Origin of the sequence: Shinella kummerowiae (assembly GCF_009827055.1) — a bacterium.
GTDB classification, from domain to species: domain Bacteria; phylum Pseudomonadota; class Alphaproteobacteria; order Rhizobiales; family Rhizobiaceae; genus Shinella; species Shinella kummerowiae.
Map to the genome: position 1 here is coordinate 324654 of NZ_WUMK01000006.1, position 15979 is coordinate 340632.

Annotated in this window: 10 protein-coding genes and 1 tRNA gene; 6 read left to right on the forward strand and 5 right to left on the reverse strand. The window is 61.9% G+C overall.

Annotation, left to right across the window (positions count from 1 at the left end):
• Positions 1 to 55: 55 nt before the first annotated feature.
• Positions 56 to 2125 carry a lytic transglycosylase domain-containing protein gene (locus tag GR138_RS17710; RefSeq protein ID WP_160860575.1) on the forward strand — a complete coding sequence of 690 codons (2070 nt, stop codon included), beginning with the start codon at positions 56 to 58 and terminating at the stop codon, positions 2123 to 2125.
• Positions 2126 to 2241: 116 nt separating this feature from the next.
• Complete coding sequence (locus GR138_RS17715; RefSeq protein WP_160860576.1) at positions 2242 to 3132, forward strand: alpha/beta fold hydrolase; 891 nt, start codon at positions 2242 to 2244, stop codon at positions 3130 to 3132.
• A 112-nt stretch (positions 3133 to 3244) separates the two neighbouring features.
• On the opposite strand, the gene GR138_RS17720 is transcribed toward GR138_RS17715, so the two are convergent.
• A complete protein-coding gene (locus GR138_RS17720) occupies positions 3245 to 4309 on the reverse strand; it encodes a porin (protein WP_160860577.1) in 1065 nt (354 codons plus the stop codon).
• 1110 nt (positions 4310 to 5419) lie between these two features.
• Positions 5420 to 5509: transfer RNA gene (locus GR138_RS17725), tRNA-Ser, on the reverse strand.
• A gap of 301 nt (positions 5510 to 5810) precedes the next feature.
• On the opposite strand from GR138_RS17725, the gene GR138_RS17730 reads away from it, so the two are divergent.
• Entirely contained in the window at positions 5811 to 6923 is a 1113-nt protein-coding gene (locus GR138_RS17730; protein ID WP_160860578.1) for a calcium-binding protein, read from the forward strand.
• Between the two features lie 64 nt (positions 6924 to 6987).
• Here GR138_RS17730 and GR138_RS17735 read toward each other — a convergent pair whose 3' ends face one another.
• Positions 6988 to 7506: a MarR family winged helix-turn-helix transcriptional regulator gene (locus GR138_RS17735; protein WP_160860579.1), complete on the reverse strand. Its 519-nt coding sequence runs from the start codon at positions 7504 to 7506 to the stop codon at positions 6988 to 6990.
• A gap of 23 nt (positions 7507 to 7529) precedes the next feature.
• Between GR138_RS17735 and GR138_RS17740 the strand changes: the two genes are divergently transcribed.
• On the forward strand, positions 7530 to 8231 hold the full coding sequence (locus GR138_RS17740) for a glutathione S-transferase family protein (protein ID WP_160860580.1): 702 nt from the start codon (positions 7530 to 7532) through the stop codon (positions 8229 to 8231).
• Between the two features lie 73 nt (positions 8232 to 8304).
• Here GR138_RS17740 and GR138_RS17745 read toward each other — a convergent pair whose 3' ends face one another.
• Entirely contained in the window at positions 8305 to 11652 is a 3348-nt protein-coding gene (locus GR138_RS17745) for a caspase family protein (protein ID WP_160860581.1), read from the reverse strand.
• 97 nt (positions 11653 to 11749) lie between these two features.
• Positions 11750 to 12871, reverse strand: a complete 1122-nt coding sequence (locus tag GR138_RS17750; RefSeq protein ID WP_160860582.1) for a Gfo/Idh/MocA family protein — start codon at positions 12869 to 12871, stop codon at positions 11750 to 11752.
• 202 nt (positions 12872 to 13073) lie between these two features.
• Between GR138_RS17750 and GR138_RS17755 the strand changes: the two genes are divergently transcribed.
• Together GR138_RS17755 and GR138_RS17760 are read left to right on the forward strand one after the other, a co-directional pair.
• On the forward strand, positions 13074 to 13946 hold the full coding sequence (locus GR138_RS17755; RefSeq protein WP_160860583.1) for a MurR/RpiR family transcriptional regulator: 873 nt from the start codon (positions 13074 to 13076) through the stop codon (positions 13944 to 13946).
• Positions 13947 to 14050: 104 nt separating this feature from the next.
• Positions 14051 to 15973, forward strand: coding sequence for a bifunctional 5-dehydro-2-deoxygluconokinase/5-dehydro-2-deoxyphosphogluconate aldolase (locus GR138_RS17760; RefSeq protein WP_160860584.1), 1923 nt, complete (start codon positions 14051 to 14053; stop codon positions 15971 to 15973).
• Positions 15974 to 15979: the final 6 nt, after the last annotated feature.

The window sequence follows — 15979 nt, forward strand, 5'->3', positions numbered from 1 at the left end:
ATCAGGTGGAAAGTGACGGTCAGACGCGCCGCCTGCCAGGCATCCGGGACATGACATGATCTCGACAAACAGTTTCGCCCTTTGCGCCCTGCTGCTTGCCGGAATTGCCGGCCTCGCATTGCGCTCCTCGCCCGTAGAGGCTGAGAACACCGGAATCCCCGCAATAAAGCCGCTCGGCTTTGCCGCCGACATGCCGTCGAAGGACGTCATCACCAATGCCATTCCGCGGCTGGACAATCCCGAACCGGTCAGCGCCGCGTTGCGCGACGGCCTCGATGCCCTTTCCAACCGGGATGCGGCGACGGCCATTTCGGCGCGGGACCGCCTCCCCTCCGACAGCCTCGACCGGCATATCCTGACCTGGGCCATCGCCGTCTCCGGCCAGCGCGGCGTGCCCTCGTGGGAAATCGCCGCCGCCCAGCGCGAGCTGAAAGGCTGGCCCGGGCTGAAGGCGCTGCGCGCCAACTCCGAACGGGCACTTGCGCGCGAAAACCCACCGAACGCCAATGTTCTTGCCGCCTTCGGCACGACGCGCCCGGAAACGGCGGAAGGCGCTCTCGTGTTGTGCCGCGCGCTGGTCGCGACCGGCAATTCGGCGCGCGCCGGCGAAGTCCTGCGATCCTTCTGGCAGAAGGAGACCCTCTCCAAGGATATCGAAAACAGGGTTCTCGATGAGTTCGGGACCCTGCTCACCGCCGCCGACCACAAGACCCGCATGGAGATGCTGCTTTATCGCGACCGCGCCGACCAGGCGCAGCGTTTCGGCGATCTCGGCAAGGCGCAGTCGCTCTATCGTGCCTGGGCGGCGGTCCTGCGCAAGAACAAGACCGCCAGCGACCTAATCAAGGCCGTCGATGCGAGCTGGCAGAAGGATCCGGCCTACACGTTCCTGCGCATCCGCTACCTTCGCAACAAGGAAGAATACCGCGCGGCTGGCAAGCTCTTTGCCGCAATGCCGGAGGATCCGGCGCGCCTCGTCAATCCGGGCGCCTGGTGGAACGAACAGCGCATCGTCAGTCGCGGCCTTGCCGATCTCGGCGACTATCGCGACGCTTACCGCGTGGCCGCCCGCCACGGCGCGGATGACCCGACGGATATCGTCGAGGCGGAATTCCACGCCGGCTGGTACGCGCTGCGCGATCTCGGCGATGCAAAGGTCGCGGCGAGCCATTTCCAGCGTATCCTGCAGACCTCCGACCGTCCGCTTTCCGTGTCCCGCGCCTGGTATTGGCTCGGCCGTGCGGCGGAAAAGGGCGGACCGGGCGATGCGAAAGAGTATTTTACCAAGGCCGCCAACTATCCGGGTACGTTCTACGGACAACTCGCCGGCGCGCGGCTCGGTCACAAGGCGCTCAACGTTTCCTATCCCACCCCGTCGGCCGAAGAGCGCGAGCGCTTTCGCCAGCGCGAAGCAGTCAAGGCGATCGCCCGCCTGCAGGCCGCCGGCCATGGCTGGCGTGCCGACAGCCTCTACCGCGCACTGGCCGGCGAGTTGATGAACCCCGGCGAGCTTGCCCTTCTTGCCGCGCAGGCGGAAAAAGGCGCCAACCACCAGCTTTCGCTGCAGATCGGAAAGATCGCCTTCGGACGCGGCATCGACGTCGCGGCCCTCGCCTTCCCTATCGGCGTCATTCCCGATGGCGCCAATATTGCCGGTTCCGGCAAGGCGCTCGCCTATGCCATCGCGCGCCAGGAAAGCGCGTTCAACCCGGCCGCAGTCTCGCCTGCCAACGCGCAGGGGTTGCTGCAACTGATGCCGGGCACGGCGCAGGGCGTGGCGAAACGCTACGGCCTTGCCTATTCCAAGGAACGCCTGACCACCGACGCCGCCTACAACGCGACGCTCGGCGCGCATTATCTCGGCGAGCAGATCAGCGATTTCGGCGGATCCTACGTGCTGACCTTCATCGCCTACAATGCCGGCCCGCGCCGTGTGCCGCAATGGATCGCCCGCTACGGCGACCCGCGCGGCAAGTCGATCGACGAGGTTGTCGACTGGATCGAACGTATCCCCTTCTCCGAGACCCGAGGCTATGTGCAGCGCGTGATGGAGAACTATCAGGTCTATAAGACCCGGCTCGGCCAGACGGCCGACATCGTGCACGATCTCAGCGTCGGGCGCTGAGATCGGCTGGAGCCCGCTCGTCCTTTGCGCCGCGAAACCCTTCATGCCTTGTCCTGACGTTGCCGCCTGTCTACGCTGCCTGCCACCGCATAGACAGCGCACGACAGGGACAAACCATGGATGTTTTTGAAAGCCGTTTCTTTACAGCGGAAGACGGACTGAGACTTCACGCCCGTCTCTACCCTGCCGGCAACCCGCCATGCGCAGCCCAGGAGCGCCTTCCCGTCATCTGCCTGCCCGGCCTCAGCCGCAACGTGCGGGATTTCCACCCATTCGCACGGCTCGTCGCGCAGGATCCCAGTGCGCCACGCCGCGTGATCGCGCTCGACTATCGCGGCCGCGGGCTCTCTGATTACGATCCGAACCCGGAAAACTACAATATCGGCATCGAATGCCGCGACGTCATCACCGTCTGCGCAGCGCTCGGCATCGCCCGCGCCATCTTCGTGGGGACCTCGCGGGGTGGGCTCATCCTGCATGTCATGGCCGCATTGAAGCCGGACCTGATTGCCGGCGCCGTCCTCAACGATATCGGCCCGGAAATCGAGGCCGATGGCTTGCGGGATATCCGGGATTATCTCTCTCAGCGATCGTCACCAGCCACTCTCGACGACGCGGCCGACGGGCTGGCGCACATCCATGGCGCTGCCTTCCCCGCCCTCTCCCGTACGGACTGGCTCGACATGGCTGACGCGCTTTACACTGAAAAGGCGGGACGGCTTGTCACGGACTACGACCCGAAACTGACGGATCAGTTGCAGGCGATCGATTTCTCGAAACCGCTAGCAACCCTCTGGCCGCAATTCGAATTGCTGGCAAAGGTGCCATTGCTCGTCGTGCGCGGCGACCATTCACGCCTGCTCTCGCAGGAAACCCTCGCCCGCATGGCCACACACTCTTCAGCCGTCAAAACCGTGACCGCCCCGGGACAGGGCCACGCGCCGCTCCTGCATCATCCGGACATCTTTTCATCTGTCCGGGACTTTCTAGCAGCATTCCCTGGCTGAAGACGGGCGCAACCCGACGCTCACACCGCGCAGTTTGCCATTCTTCTCGACGAAACGAAAAAGACCCGGCTCGAAAGCCGGGTCTCCCATCACTGACCGAAGTCAGATCAGATTAGAACGAGCGCTGAAGACGGACGAAGCCGTTCCAGTTGCCATCGTCTTCGCCGTCAACGTCGTCGTACTGAACGCTAACCTTGGTGGTGAGGTCCTTGACGATTTCGTAGTCGAGCGTCACGCCAGCGCGCCAAGCGTCGTCGCTGCCGAAGTCCGAACCCTTCCAGTCCGGGCCATCAACGTTGAGGCCGGTGCCACCGAGGTTACCGAAGTACTGGAAGCCGGGGGTGATCGAGAGCTTTTCGTTGATCTGTGCCTTGTAGGAGACAGCAGCCGACCACTCGGAGATCGCCCAGTAACGGTTCGTGTCGGAAGCCCAGACACCGAATGCCTGCAGCTGGCCCGGGCCGATGTCAGCCGAGATCAAACCACGGAGAGCAACTGCTTCAGCGTCGAAGTCGTAGGAAGCGAGCAGGTCAGCGGAAACGGCACCGAAGGCACCCGAGACCTGAGCCGAAACACCCCAGTCGTCAGACCACTTGGAGAACGCCTGCCCAGGGACGTCCTTATCCGAGAAGTCGTTGAAGTTGTCGATCGCAGCCGAAGCCGAGAAAGCGCCAGCTTCATAGGTGTAGGATACGGAATTGTAGATCGCCGCGAAACCGGAGTCGTTGATGTCGGTTTCGCCGTTGATGCCCTTATCCCAGAAGCCGTAGAAGTAACCGGCCTTGAAGCCGCCGAGCTGGATCCAGGCGCCGTCGAGCTTCGTCTGACCATCGTTGGAGTCAGCCTGAAGGTCGATATGACCGGTCAGCGTGCCGAGCTCGGTGTCGCTCTTGGCGTCGAGCGAGATGTAACCACGGCTGTTGTAGTTGTAGCCGTCTTCGTCGCCGTCAACGCCAGCGACGTCCTGAGCGAAGTTCATCTGGAAACGAACGTAGCCGCTGATCTGCAGGCAGGTTTCGGTACCCGGAATGTAGAAGTAACCCGTGCCGAATGCGTCGCAAACGCGAACGTATTCCATGGGCTCCGGCTCAGCAGCGACGATAGCGTCAGCAGCCTGGGCGCCGGATACTGCTGCGAGAGCTGCAGCGGAGCCGATAAGAAGGCTCTTGATGTTCATTTCTGACCTCCAGTCAAAAAGTTTCAAACGGGTCTGGGTTTTTTGCTGAAGGACAGCGTTCCCTGCCCCATACCCAAGTTCAGGAAGCGGACGATCAACCGCCCCTTCTTCCGAGGTTGAAAATACTCGACGCGGTTCCGTAAGCAATCTCCAAACTGAAACGAGGCGGGATTTGTGTCAGCCTTCGCCCAACGCTGTTGCGGAAAGGACACAAAATGGCAGGCTGGATCGCTAAAAGTTTATGGATTCTTAACAAAATGCCTTATGAAGCGGGCACTTAGCGATCCTACCCTGCCTGAAGGAAATGCCATAACCGGGGCAAGAAGGGGGCAAACACCGCGCCAGAAGGTGGCGACCAGACGGTTTTGACGCGCTCGCCCGTGACTATCGTTGTCCGAAAGTCGGTGGAAACCGAGAATCGGAAGACGCGACTCGGCAAGACGATTCGCACCGAGTCGCGGAACTGTCACGACGAACCAAGCGAGCCGCTCCGAAGGATATGGACCCATGGGCCTTATGGCAGCGGTCACGATCCTGTTCCCGGCGCCGCGTCCGAAAATGACAAAGGCCCCGCACGAAGCGGGACCTGCTGAATGAAGGGGCGCAATTGGGCGCCGCTGCACTATAAAATGAAATCAGTGCTTTTGAGATCGATCGCCCTGTCGAGACGGATAGAAAAGTCGATGCCTGCGTCACCCTTCAGATCGCCATAGAGAAAGGTGTCGCCGCCCTTCTTGAAATAGCGAAGCTCTCCAGCTTGCTCGCTGAATTCCTTTGTCCCGATAAAAGTGAGGGCCTGATTGCCAGAAATCGTCGACCGCGCATCGATTCCGGAGAGATCGATCTTGTCTTTGATGAAAAGTGCCGCCGTGTCGCCCGGCGGATTTCCTTGACCACACGTTCGGCGGAGCGTTTGACGCCTGTCGACTTCATATTCATGTTCGTTCCTTCGTCTTCGACGAGAACCCGAACACGCCTTAAATCAACCCCTCATTTCTGTGCCATAGGCGCTGACGGGGAACACAGCGGCTCCTCTTCTGTTCCGAGGCAGCAGCCTGCAAACCCTTAACAATCAGAGTGTTCAACATTTCTAGCATAGATAAAGAAAACTGGCGGAGAAGAAGGGATTCGAACCCTCGATACCGTTCCCGGTATACTCCCTTAGCAGGGGAGCGCCTTCGACCACTCGGCCACCTCTCCGCTCGCCGCCCTGATACGGGCAAAGACCTCGGTGATCAAGAGCTTTTTGGCGAAAAGGCTGAAATGCCTTGCCAATATATACAGCTATGTATGGCGGGAAGGTGCAGAGGCACCACAGGGCGATCCACACAGTGTCAATTGTAGGCGGATGACGCGCTTCACGGCCGCAGCACCCCGCTGCCCGCAAAATTCCCCCGTTCTGCCTCGAAATCGCCGCTCGCAGCGACTTTGTTCAACACCGGTTCAGCTTGTCGGCGATAGATATCGTGCAACAAGTTGTTGATGCGGAAAGGAAACGAAAATGGTTGTGGTTGTTAAAGGTACGAACGGTGACGATCTTATCGTGCAGAATTCCCGGGGCCCGATGGATGTCTACGCCTATGGCGGTGACGACGAAATCGTGTTGAACCGTATCGATAGCCGCGGTGGGAACAATTATGTCGAGGCCGGCAGCGGCAACGATATTGTTCGCAACAGCTTCGAGGGAAACAACGATATCTACCTCGGCTCGGGCAACGACATCTACGTCCATAGCGGCGCGGCAAAGGCCTCCGGCGAGTATGATGTCGTCAGCGGCGGCGATGGCAACGACGTATTCAACGTGAAGACCTATCAGAGCGTCTATAACGGCGACGCCGGAAACGATACCTTCTATTCCGTCGGTTTCAAGAACACCTTCAACGGCGGTTCCGGCACGGATACGATCAGCTATTCGCTGCAGGATTCGAGCAGCGAGAAGGGTCGTGGCATCTATGTCGATCTCGATGAAGGCTATGCCAAGGCCGTTACGGGTCGTCTGGAGAAGCTGACGAGCATCGAGAACGTCGTCGGCACCGCCTATGCCGACACACTGATCGGTACCGCGGGCAATAATCTGCTCAAGGGCGGCAGCGGCAATGACCAACTCGAGGGGCTTGCCGGCAACGACCGACTTTATGGCGGCAACGGCGTGGATATCCTCTACGGCGACGACGGCGATGACGACCTCTACGGCGAGGCCGGCAATGACCGCCTGTATGGCGGCAACGGTAACGACGATCTCGTCGGTGGTTCGGGCAACGACCTCCTCGTCGGCGGTGCTGGCAACGACTTCCTGGTCGGCGGCACCGGCGCCGATACATTCCGCTTCACGAAAACCTCCGACAGCCGCGTGGGTTCGCTGCGCGACGTCATCGATGACTTCAATCCGGACAGCCAGGGCGATGTCATCGACCTGCGCGACATTGACGCCAATACAGGTCGTAGCGGCAACCAGGCCTTCGAGTTCATCGGTAAGGCATCGTTCTCCGGCACGGCAGGTGAACTGCGCTACTCCGGCACGGTCATCTCCGGTGACATCAATGGCGACGGCCGCGCGGATTTCGAGATCAATGCCGGCCTGACGAAGTACTATTCGGACGACTTCCTGCTCTGATCCGGAACAGGCACTCAGACATGGAAACGCCGGGGCCTCGTGCCCCGGCGTTTTGCTTTTTTGCTCACCCGCGAATCAGGCGGGCGAGCTGACCGGCCAGTTGATCGGCGTCCGCGTCGGCCAGTTTTTCGCCGAGATGGCGCTCTATGGATGCGCCATAGACCGTCCAGATACGCTGCTGCATCGCACGGCCGGCCTCGGTGACGAGAACCCAGCGGCCGCGGCCGTCCTGCGGAAAAACCTCGCGGCGAACGAGGCCTGCCTCCTCCATCCGGTCGAGAAGCCGGGAGAGGTTGTGCTGCGCAAGCAATGTATGCGCCTCGATTTCGAAGGGCCGCAGCCTCCCCTTTTCCGCGCGCACCAATTCCCAGAGAACGTCGTACCAGCCGAGCGGTGGCAGGTCCGCGGCTTTCAGATCCTGTTCGATGGCGGCCAGCAGGATGCGCTGGGTGCGCATGAGTGCGATCCAGAGCCGTGTCGTGGCAGCGGAGGGCGTGCGGGTCTGATCGGGCGATGAGTCGAGCATAGATGCAATTACATGCATCTTGACGGTGATGGCAAGCATACATATATGCAATTGCATCCATTTTGAACCGGAGACACGCCATGCCTCACCCCACGCTCCCGACTGGCGCCACGCTCACCCTGGTCAGCCACCACCTCTGCCCCTATGTCCAGCGCGCTGCCATAGCGCTTGCCGAAAAGGGCGTGGCGTTTGAACGCCGCACGATCGACCTTGCGGCGAAACCCGACTGGTTTCTTGCCATGTCGCCCCTCGGCAAGGTGCCGCTCCTACTCATCCAACGCGAGGATGGCAGCGAAGCCGTGCTGTTCGAAAGCGCGGTCATCTGCGAGTATCTGGAAGATACGCAGACGGACACGCCGCTTCATCCGGCCGACCCGCTCGTGCGGGCGCAGCACCGTGGCTGGATGGAGTTCGGCTCTTCCATCCTGTCGGATCTCTGGGGGTTCGAGACCGCGAAGGACGCCGAAACCTACGCCGCGAAACGCCAGGCCCTCAGCGAAAAATTCACACGGGTCGAAGCCGCACTCGGCGCCGGCCCCTTCTTTGCCGGCGGCAACTTCAGTCTCGTCGATGCCGTTTTCGCCCCGATCTTCCGTTACTTCGACGTCTTCGACACGGTGGCGCCCACCGGCGTTTTGGATGGGTTTGAAAAGGTCGCTGCCTGGCGCGCTGCCCTGATGCGGCGCGCGAGTGTACGCACGGCGGTGGCGGAGGACTATCCGGAACGGTTGAAGGTCTTCCTGAAGGAGCACGACGCCTGGCTGCTCAAGCTCGCAGCCTGACCGAGGACCAAAGAAAAGCCGCTGGAAACGATCGGTTTCCAGCGGCTTTTTTGTTTCAGGACCGACGGGAGCGTCAGGTGCGGGCGGCGAGGCGATCGATCGCGTTCTGCGTCGAGGCGCCGAAATCACCGTCGATCGGGCCGTTGTAATAGCCACGATCCCTGAGGATCTGCTGGAACTCCTTGCGGAACTGCGGCGTGAAGTTCGCCGGTGAGCCCTTGAGTTCCTGCAGCTTGCCCTGGTCGCCACCTTCGACGCTGGCAGCGGCCCAGCGGGCAGCCTCCTTGGCGTTGGCGCGCGTGCCGAGGCCCTGGTCAAACAGGCGGGACAGGTTGCCCATGGCGTAGGTGTTGCCACCATTCGCGGCTTTTTCGTACCAGTTGCGGGCCTCGTTAAAGTCCTGCTTCACGCCGTTGCCCACGTCGTAGAGCCAACCGATGGAGGCCATCGAGTAGTAGTCGTTCTGGGCGGCTGCCTTTTCGTACCAGTTGCGCGCTTCGACATAGTCGACAGCAACGCCGAGGCCCGACTGATAGGCGTAGCCCACGGAGGACATGGCGTTGATGTCGCCGCCTTCCGCGCCCTTCTTGTACCAGTCGAGCGAGGCTGCGTAGTCGCGCGTCGTGCCGAGGCCTTCGCGGTAGAACCAGCCCATCGTGGCCTGTGCATTGGCATAGCCCTGCTCGGCCGCTTTGCGGTACCACTTGATCGCCTCGTCATAGTCCTTGCGCGTGCCGTTGTAGCCTTCGCGATAGAGCCAGCCGAGGGAGGCCTGGGCATAGGGGTTGCCGGCATTCGAGGCCTGCTCGAACATGCGGGTGCCCTTGGCCATGTCGACCGGCCCATCGGTGCCATAGATCGAGTACCAGGCAAGGTTGGTCAGCGCGTAGAGGTTCCCCTCGTCGGCTGCCTTCTGGTAGTGCTCGCGCGCCTTCGCAAAATTCTTCGCGGCGTCGTGGGCACGGCCGACCATGTTGCGGATCGAGTTGTCCGACGGATTGGCATTGAGCGCCGCTTCGCAGACGGAGATCGCGCGGCCATAGTCGATCTGCGCAAAGAGCTTTCCGAGGAAGCCCGGGCGCAGGTTCGGTTCACCGGCAAGTTCATAGCACTGGTCGGTATCCGAACCACTCAGCGTCAGCGTCGACTGGCTGGTCGTGGTGGTGGTCGTCGTCGTGCTCGACAGCGAGCTGCTGTCGTTGCGGCCGGTCGCGAGCTTGTCGATTGCCGCAAGCGTCGCGGCACCGAATTCGCCATCGGCCGTGCCGCTGTAATAGCCGCGTTCCTTGAGGAGGTTCTGCATCTCCTTGCGGAAGGCGACCGTGAAGTTGGCCGGTGTTTCCTTGAGTTCCTTCAGCTTGGCGGGATCGCCGCTTTCGACGCTGGCGGCTGCCCAGCGGACAGCCTCCTTGGCATCCGCCGGCGTGCCGAGGCCCTGATCGTAGAGACGCGACAGGTTGCCCATGGCGTATGCGCTGCCGGAATTGGCGGCCTTCTCATACCAGTAGCGGGCTTCGACATAGTCCTGCTTCACGCCGTTGCCGACGTCATAGAGCCAGGCAAGCGAGGCCATGGAGTAGGAATCGCCGATATTGGCGGCTTTCTCGTACCAGACCTTGGCTTCCGCATAATCCTGCGCCGTGCCGAGGCCGTTCTGGTAGGCCCAGCCGAGCGAGGACATGGCATTGGCGTCGCCGGCATCCGCAGCCTTGCGGTACCAGGTCAGCGACTGGACATAATCCTGCGACACGCCGAGGCCTTCGCGGTAGAACCAGCCCATCGTCGCCATGGCATTGGCGTAGCCCTGATTGGCCGACTGCTGGTACCACTTCACCGCTTCATTATAGTCCTGGCGTGTGCCGCCGTAACCTTCGCGGTAGAGCCAGCCGAGCGAGGCCTGGGCGTAGGAATTGCCGGCAATCGAGGCCTTCTCGAACATCGAGAGACCCTTCGGCACGTCGACCGCGCCGTCCGTGCCGTAGACCGAGAACCAGGCAAGGTTGGTGAGCGCGTACATGTTGCCGAGCTCGATCGCCTTTTCGTAGTTGCGACGTGCTTCGACATAGTTGCGGTCGGCGTCATGCGAACGGCCGAGAAGGTTCACCAGCATGCCGTCGGACGGGTTTTCGTTGACGGCCTGCGCGCAGGCGGAAAGCGCCCGCTTGGCATCGATCTTCAGGAAGTTGACGCCCATGAAGCCGGGCAGCGATTGCGGTTCGCCGGCAAGCAGGAAACAATCCCGCGAAGCGGCCGTTTCCTTCGAGGCGAGATCGACGCTGAGGCCCTTCTTCGGCTCGAGCGCGGCGATCAACTGCTCGGCGCTGCTGCGGTGCGAGCTGTCCGGATAACGCTCGATGAAGCGCTGCAAGGCGGCCGCATCGGTCGATTCCTTCAGCGCCTCCCAGGCGATCGTAGCCGCGTCCTGGCCCTCGTTCTGGGTGGCCTCCTGAAGGCTGGCGAGCTTCTTCTCCGCCAGCATCTTGTAGACCGGGTCCTTACCGTGTTTGGCGATGAAGGCGTTGATCAGGTCTTCGTCGGCGAGGTCGCGGATGTTCTGCCAGTCGGCCGCCGCTTCGGACTGGCCGTTCGGCGAGACCTCCTGCGTGTTGCCGCTGTTGGTGACGTTGATGTTCACTTCCTTGATGTTCAGGAAGATCTGCGCGCCACCGAGCGAACCGTAGACGAAGGGCTCCTGCTCGCGGTTGGTGGCTTCCACCACCTCGTCGCGCACCTTGCCGAGCGCGATGCGCACGTCGAGGCCGGGTTCGGTCAGGTATTTGGAAAGGGCCGTGGCAAACGGGCTGTTCTTGCCTTCGCCGTCGAGCGCCACCGTGCCGGCCTTCGACGCGAAGGCGATCAGCGTGTCGGCCGATTCGGGTTCGACGCGGGCGAGACCACGCGTCACGGCACGGGTGCCGATCGACCGGGTCATCGACTGCGAGAACGGATTGTTGCGGCAGGCGTCGAGAATGAAGAGCTTCAGCTTCTTGGCACCTTCCAGCGAGCGCTGGACGCGGTCGATGGCGACACTCTCGTCCTCGACATCGCGGTCGCTCTTCAGCGCCGCATCGACGGGGATGAGGTAGTTGACCCCGTTCATCTCCATCGCGTGGCCGGAATAATAAACCACCGCCATATCCGCATCGACCGAATCGTCCTCGAATTCGCGCAGCGCCTTCACCATGGCGGCGCGGTCGAGATCCAGCACGGTCTTGACGGAATCAAAGCCAGCACTTTCGAACGAGGCGCGCATCAGCTCCACATCGTTCGCAGGGTTGTTGAGCTGGGCCGTCTCTTCGTATTTCTGATTGCCTATCAGCAGTGCAACGCGTTTCGCCTCTGCGGCGTTCGTGTTGAACACGATGACAGCAATCGAGACGAAGAGGACCGGCGCCCAGCGTCTCTGTATTTGCTTGAACATGCCCATCCCTCCGGCATTATTGCCGAGAGTATTACGTATGGCCCTTGCTGTTTCAATGAGGAGGCGACCGGATTTTTTTGGCACGGTCGCCGGAAACTCATTCAGCGGCGATTTCTATCCAGCGACCCTGCCGGAAAGACTCCGCCATGGCGTGCACGGACTTCTCGATGCGCAGGCCATGGTTGAAATCGATGGAATGCGAGGCCATGCCGGCGATCGCGGCAATCAGTTCGCGGCATTCGATGACCTTGAGATCGTTGAAGCCGAGGCCGTGACCGGGCGCCGGAATGAACCGGTCATAGGGCTTGTGGTGCGGCGCCGTCAGGATTGTGGAAAAGCCCTGTTCGGTGGCGCGGCCATCCGTCGTGTAGAGCTGGAACTCGTTCATGCGCTCCTGATCGTAGAGGATCGAGCCCTTCGAACCATAGATCTGCAACGCGATGCGGCCCTTGCGGCCCCAGGCCGAACGGTTGGCCATCAGCACGCCGGAAATGCCGCCGGGAAGGCGCATCAGCACGCTGGCAATATCGTGGTTCTCGACGTCGCGACGGCCGCCATCCTTCAGCGGACGATCGGCATAGGGCTTTGCGAGCGACGCGATGACCGCCTCGACATGGCCGAACAGGCTCCACAGCAGCGACAGCGGATGCACGGCGAAATCGTCGAGCGCACCATAACCGGAGGACGCCTCGCTCTTCCAGTAGAACAGCGCTTCCGGATCGGCCATGAAATCCTCGTCCATCTCGATGCGGGCGTGGTTGACCGTGCCGATGGCGCCCTCGTCAAGCAGCGAGCGGATGTGCCGCATGACGGGGTTCTGGATGTAATTGTACCCCATGACGGCGACCTTGCCGGAGGAGCGCTGGGCACTGAGCATGCGCTCTGCATCGGCAAAGGCCGGCGCCATCGGCTTTTCGCACCAGACATGTTTGCCGGCATCAAGGGCGGCGATGGCCATGTCGGCATGGAACTGGTTGGGCGTGGTGACGGAAATGACGTCGACGTCCGGGTCTGACAGCAGGTCGCGCCAGTTGGCCGTCGATTTGGCGAAGCCGAATTCACGGGCGCGGCTCGCCGCGAGGTCCGCATTGGCTTCTGCGAGATGCACGAGGCGCGGGCGGTCGACGTCACCGAAGACCGTGCTGACATTGTTCCAGGCGAGCGCATGGCACTTGCCCATATAGCCCGTGCCGATCAGTCCGATTCCCAAGGCCTTCATGACGTCTCCTCCGGTTTGCCTCACGCGCAGTTCCCGATGCAAAACCGCTACGCAGTTTTGCTGGACTTGCTATATCTCGCCACACGGGCGCTCTGGACGCCATGCATAGCGGGAAAGATTTGGAACGAAAACTATCTTTTCTGGCAATATGGAATATTTATTTCATTCGTAGCAGAATGGCCGCACGAGGAGGACTGAATCCATGAACGACACAGAAGCGGCCTTGGCGCGTGTACCGCGCGATTTCGACAGCCTGCGCAGCGTCATCATCGAGCGCAAGACGACCATGCCGAAGCGACTAGCGCAAGTCGCTGCCTATGCGCTTTCCAATCCGGACGAGATGGCCTTCGGCACGGCGGCGAGCATCGCGACGGCGGCGGACGTGCAGCCCTCGACGCTGGTGCGCCTCGCCCACCACCTTGGTTATGAAGGCTTTTCTGACCTCCAGAACGTTTTTCGCGCCCGGTTGCGCGACCGCACATTGTCCTACGAAGAGCGCCTTCTCACCTTGGAAGCGGGACCGGCGGTCAACAGCGACACCGAGCTGCTCTCCGGCTTCCTGACGGCAGCGAGCCAGTCGGTTGCGCGGCTTGCCAGCACCATCGACGGCGAGACCTTCTCGAAATCCGTCGATCTGCTGGCGCGGGCGGAAACCATCTATCTCGTCGCCAAGCGCCGGTCCTATCCGCTGACCGCCCATATCGCCTATGCCTTCGGCAAACTCGCCATCCGCCACCAGATCATCGCCTCGCCGAACGGCATCGACCCCGAGATGACGCAGTTCGCGACCAACAAGGATGCGGTCATCGCGGCGAGCTTTGCACCCTACGCCGCCGAGAGCCTGACACAGGCGCAGGAACTGGCGGCACGCGGCGTGCCGATCGTCGCGATCACCGACTCGGTTTTCTCGCCGCTCGCCGCCTCCGCGACCTACTGGTTCGAAGTCTCGGAAGCCGATTATGCCGGTTTCCGCTCGCTCTCCGCCTCCATGGCGCTCGCCATGGCCCTGCCCGTCGCGATTGCCGAAAAGCGGCGCAGCCTGCGGCGCTCCGGCAAACGAAATACTGCGGAATAGAAACGGAATGAATATTCCGAATTGACATAATAATGGAATTCATGTTTCATTTTCTCGCAATGCCGCCGCGTCCCATGACGGCGCCGCAAGACCGGGAGGAAGACATGCCGCACACCGAACACGACAGGACGCTCGACGTCATCACGATCGGCCGCTCGTCCGTCGACCTCTATGGCCAACAGCTCGGCACGCGGCTCGAAGACACCGCCTCCTTCGCCAAGTCCGTCGGCGGCTGCCCGGCCAATATCGCGATCGGCACCGCCCGTCTCGGCCTCAAATCGGCGCTCATCACCCGCGTTGGCGACGAGCAGATGGGTCGCTTCATCCGCGAGCAATCCGCCCGCGAAGGCGTCAATGTCGAGGGTATCAGGACCGACAAGGACCGCCTTACCGCGCTGGTGCTGCTCGCCATCGAATCCGAAGGCGTCTCGCCGATGATTTTCGTGCGCACCGACTGTGCCGACATGGCGCTCGACGAGGGCGACGTGGACGAGGCCTTCGTGCGCTCCTCGCGCGCCGTGCTGGTCTCCGGCACGCATTTTTCCCGGCCCAACACCGAAGCCGCGCAGCGCAAGGCGATCCGCATCGCCAAGGAGAACGGCGGCAAGGTCATCTTCGACATCGACTACCGCCCCAACCTCTGGGGCCTCGCCGGCCATGCGGAAGGTTTCGAGCGCTACGTGAAGTCCGACCGCGTGTCTGGCATCATGAAATCCGTCCTGCCGGATTGCGACCTGATCGTCGGCACGGAAGAGGAGATCATGATCGCGTCGGGCGCCGATGATGTGCTCTCGTCGCTCAAGGCCATTCGCGCTGTTTCCCCCGCGACCATCGTGCTGAAACGCGGCGCCATGGGCTGCATCGTCTATGACGGCCCGATCTCCGATGACCTGGAAGACGGCGTCGTCGGCGACGGCTTTCCGATCGAGGTCTATAATGTGCTCGGCGCGGGCGATGCCTTCATGTCCGGCTTCCTGCGCGGCTGGCTGCGCGGCGAAGATCACAAGACGTCGGCGACCTGGGCCAATGCCTGCGGCGCCTTCGCCGTCTCCCGCCTGCTTTGCTCACCGGAATATCCGAGCTGGGACGAACTCTCCTTCTTCCTGAAGAATGGCAGCAAGCACCGGGCACTGCGCAAGGACGAGGCGATCAACCACATCCACTGGGCGACCAACCGCAAGCAGGACGACATTCCGCTTCTGATGGCGCTCGCCTGCGATCACCGCATGCAGCTCGTCGACGTTGCCGACGAACTCAAGGTGCCGCACGAGAAGATTTCCGAGTTCAAGCGCCTGACCGTCAAGGCCGCCGCCCGTGTCGCCGATGGCCGGCCGGGTTACGGCATGCTGATCGACGAACGTTTCGGCCGCGACGCCTTCTTCGATGCCGCCACGCAGAACTTTTCCTGGATCGGCCGGCCTGTCGAATTGCCGGGCTCCAAGCCGCTGCGCTTCGAGTTCAGCCAGGACATCGGCTCGCAACTGGTGGAATGGCCGCTCGACCATTGCATCAAGTGCCTGTGCTTCTACCATCCGGACGATCCGGCCGCCCTCAAGAAGGAGCAGCAGGAGAAGCTGCGCACCCTGTTCGAGGCGGCACGCCGCGTCGGTCGCGAACTGTTGATCGAGATCATCGCCGGCAAGAACGGGCCGCTCAAGGATGATACGGTGTCGACCGCGCTGCAGGAACTCTACGATCTCGGCATCAAGCCGGACTGGTGGAAGCTGGAGCCGCAGGCATCGAGCGGTGCGTGGAAGAACATCGAGGCGGTCATCGCCAAAAATGATGCCTATTGCCGTGGTATCGTGCTGCTTGGTCTCGAAGCGCCGACGGAGGAGCTGGTGAAAGCCTTTGAAGCGACGACGGTTGCGCCGGCCGTGAAGGGTTTTGCCGTTGGCCGCACGATCTTCGTCGATGCCGCCCGCGCCTGGATGGCCGGCAAGATGGATGACGAGGCAGCGGTCGCCGACATGGCCGGCCGCTTCCGCGAACTGACCGATGCGTGGCTTCGCACACGCGGTCTGTAGAGCAGT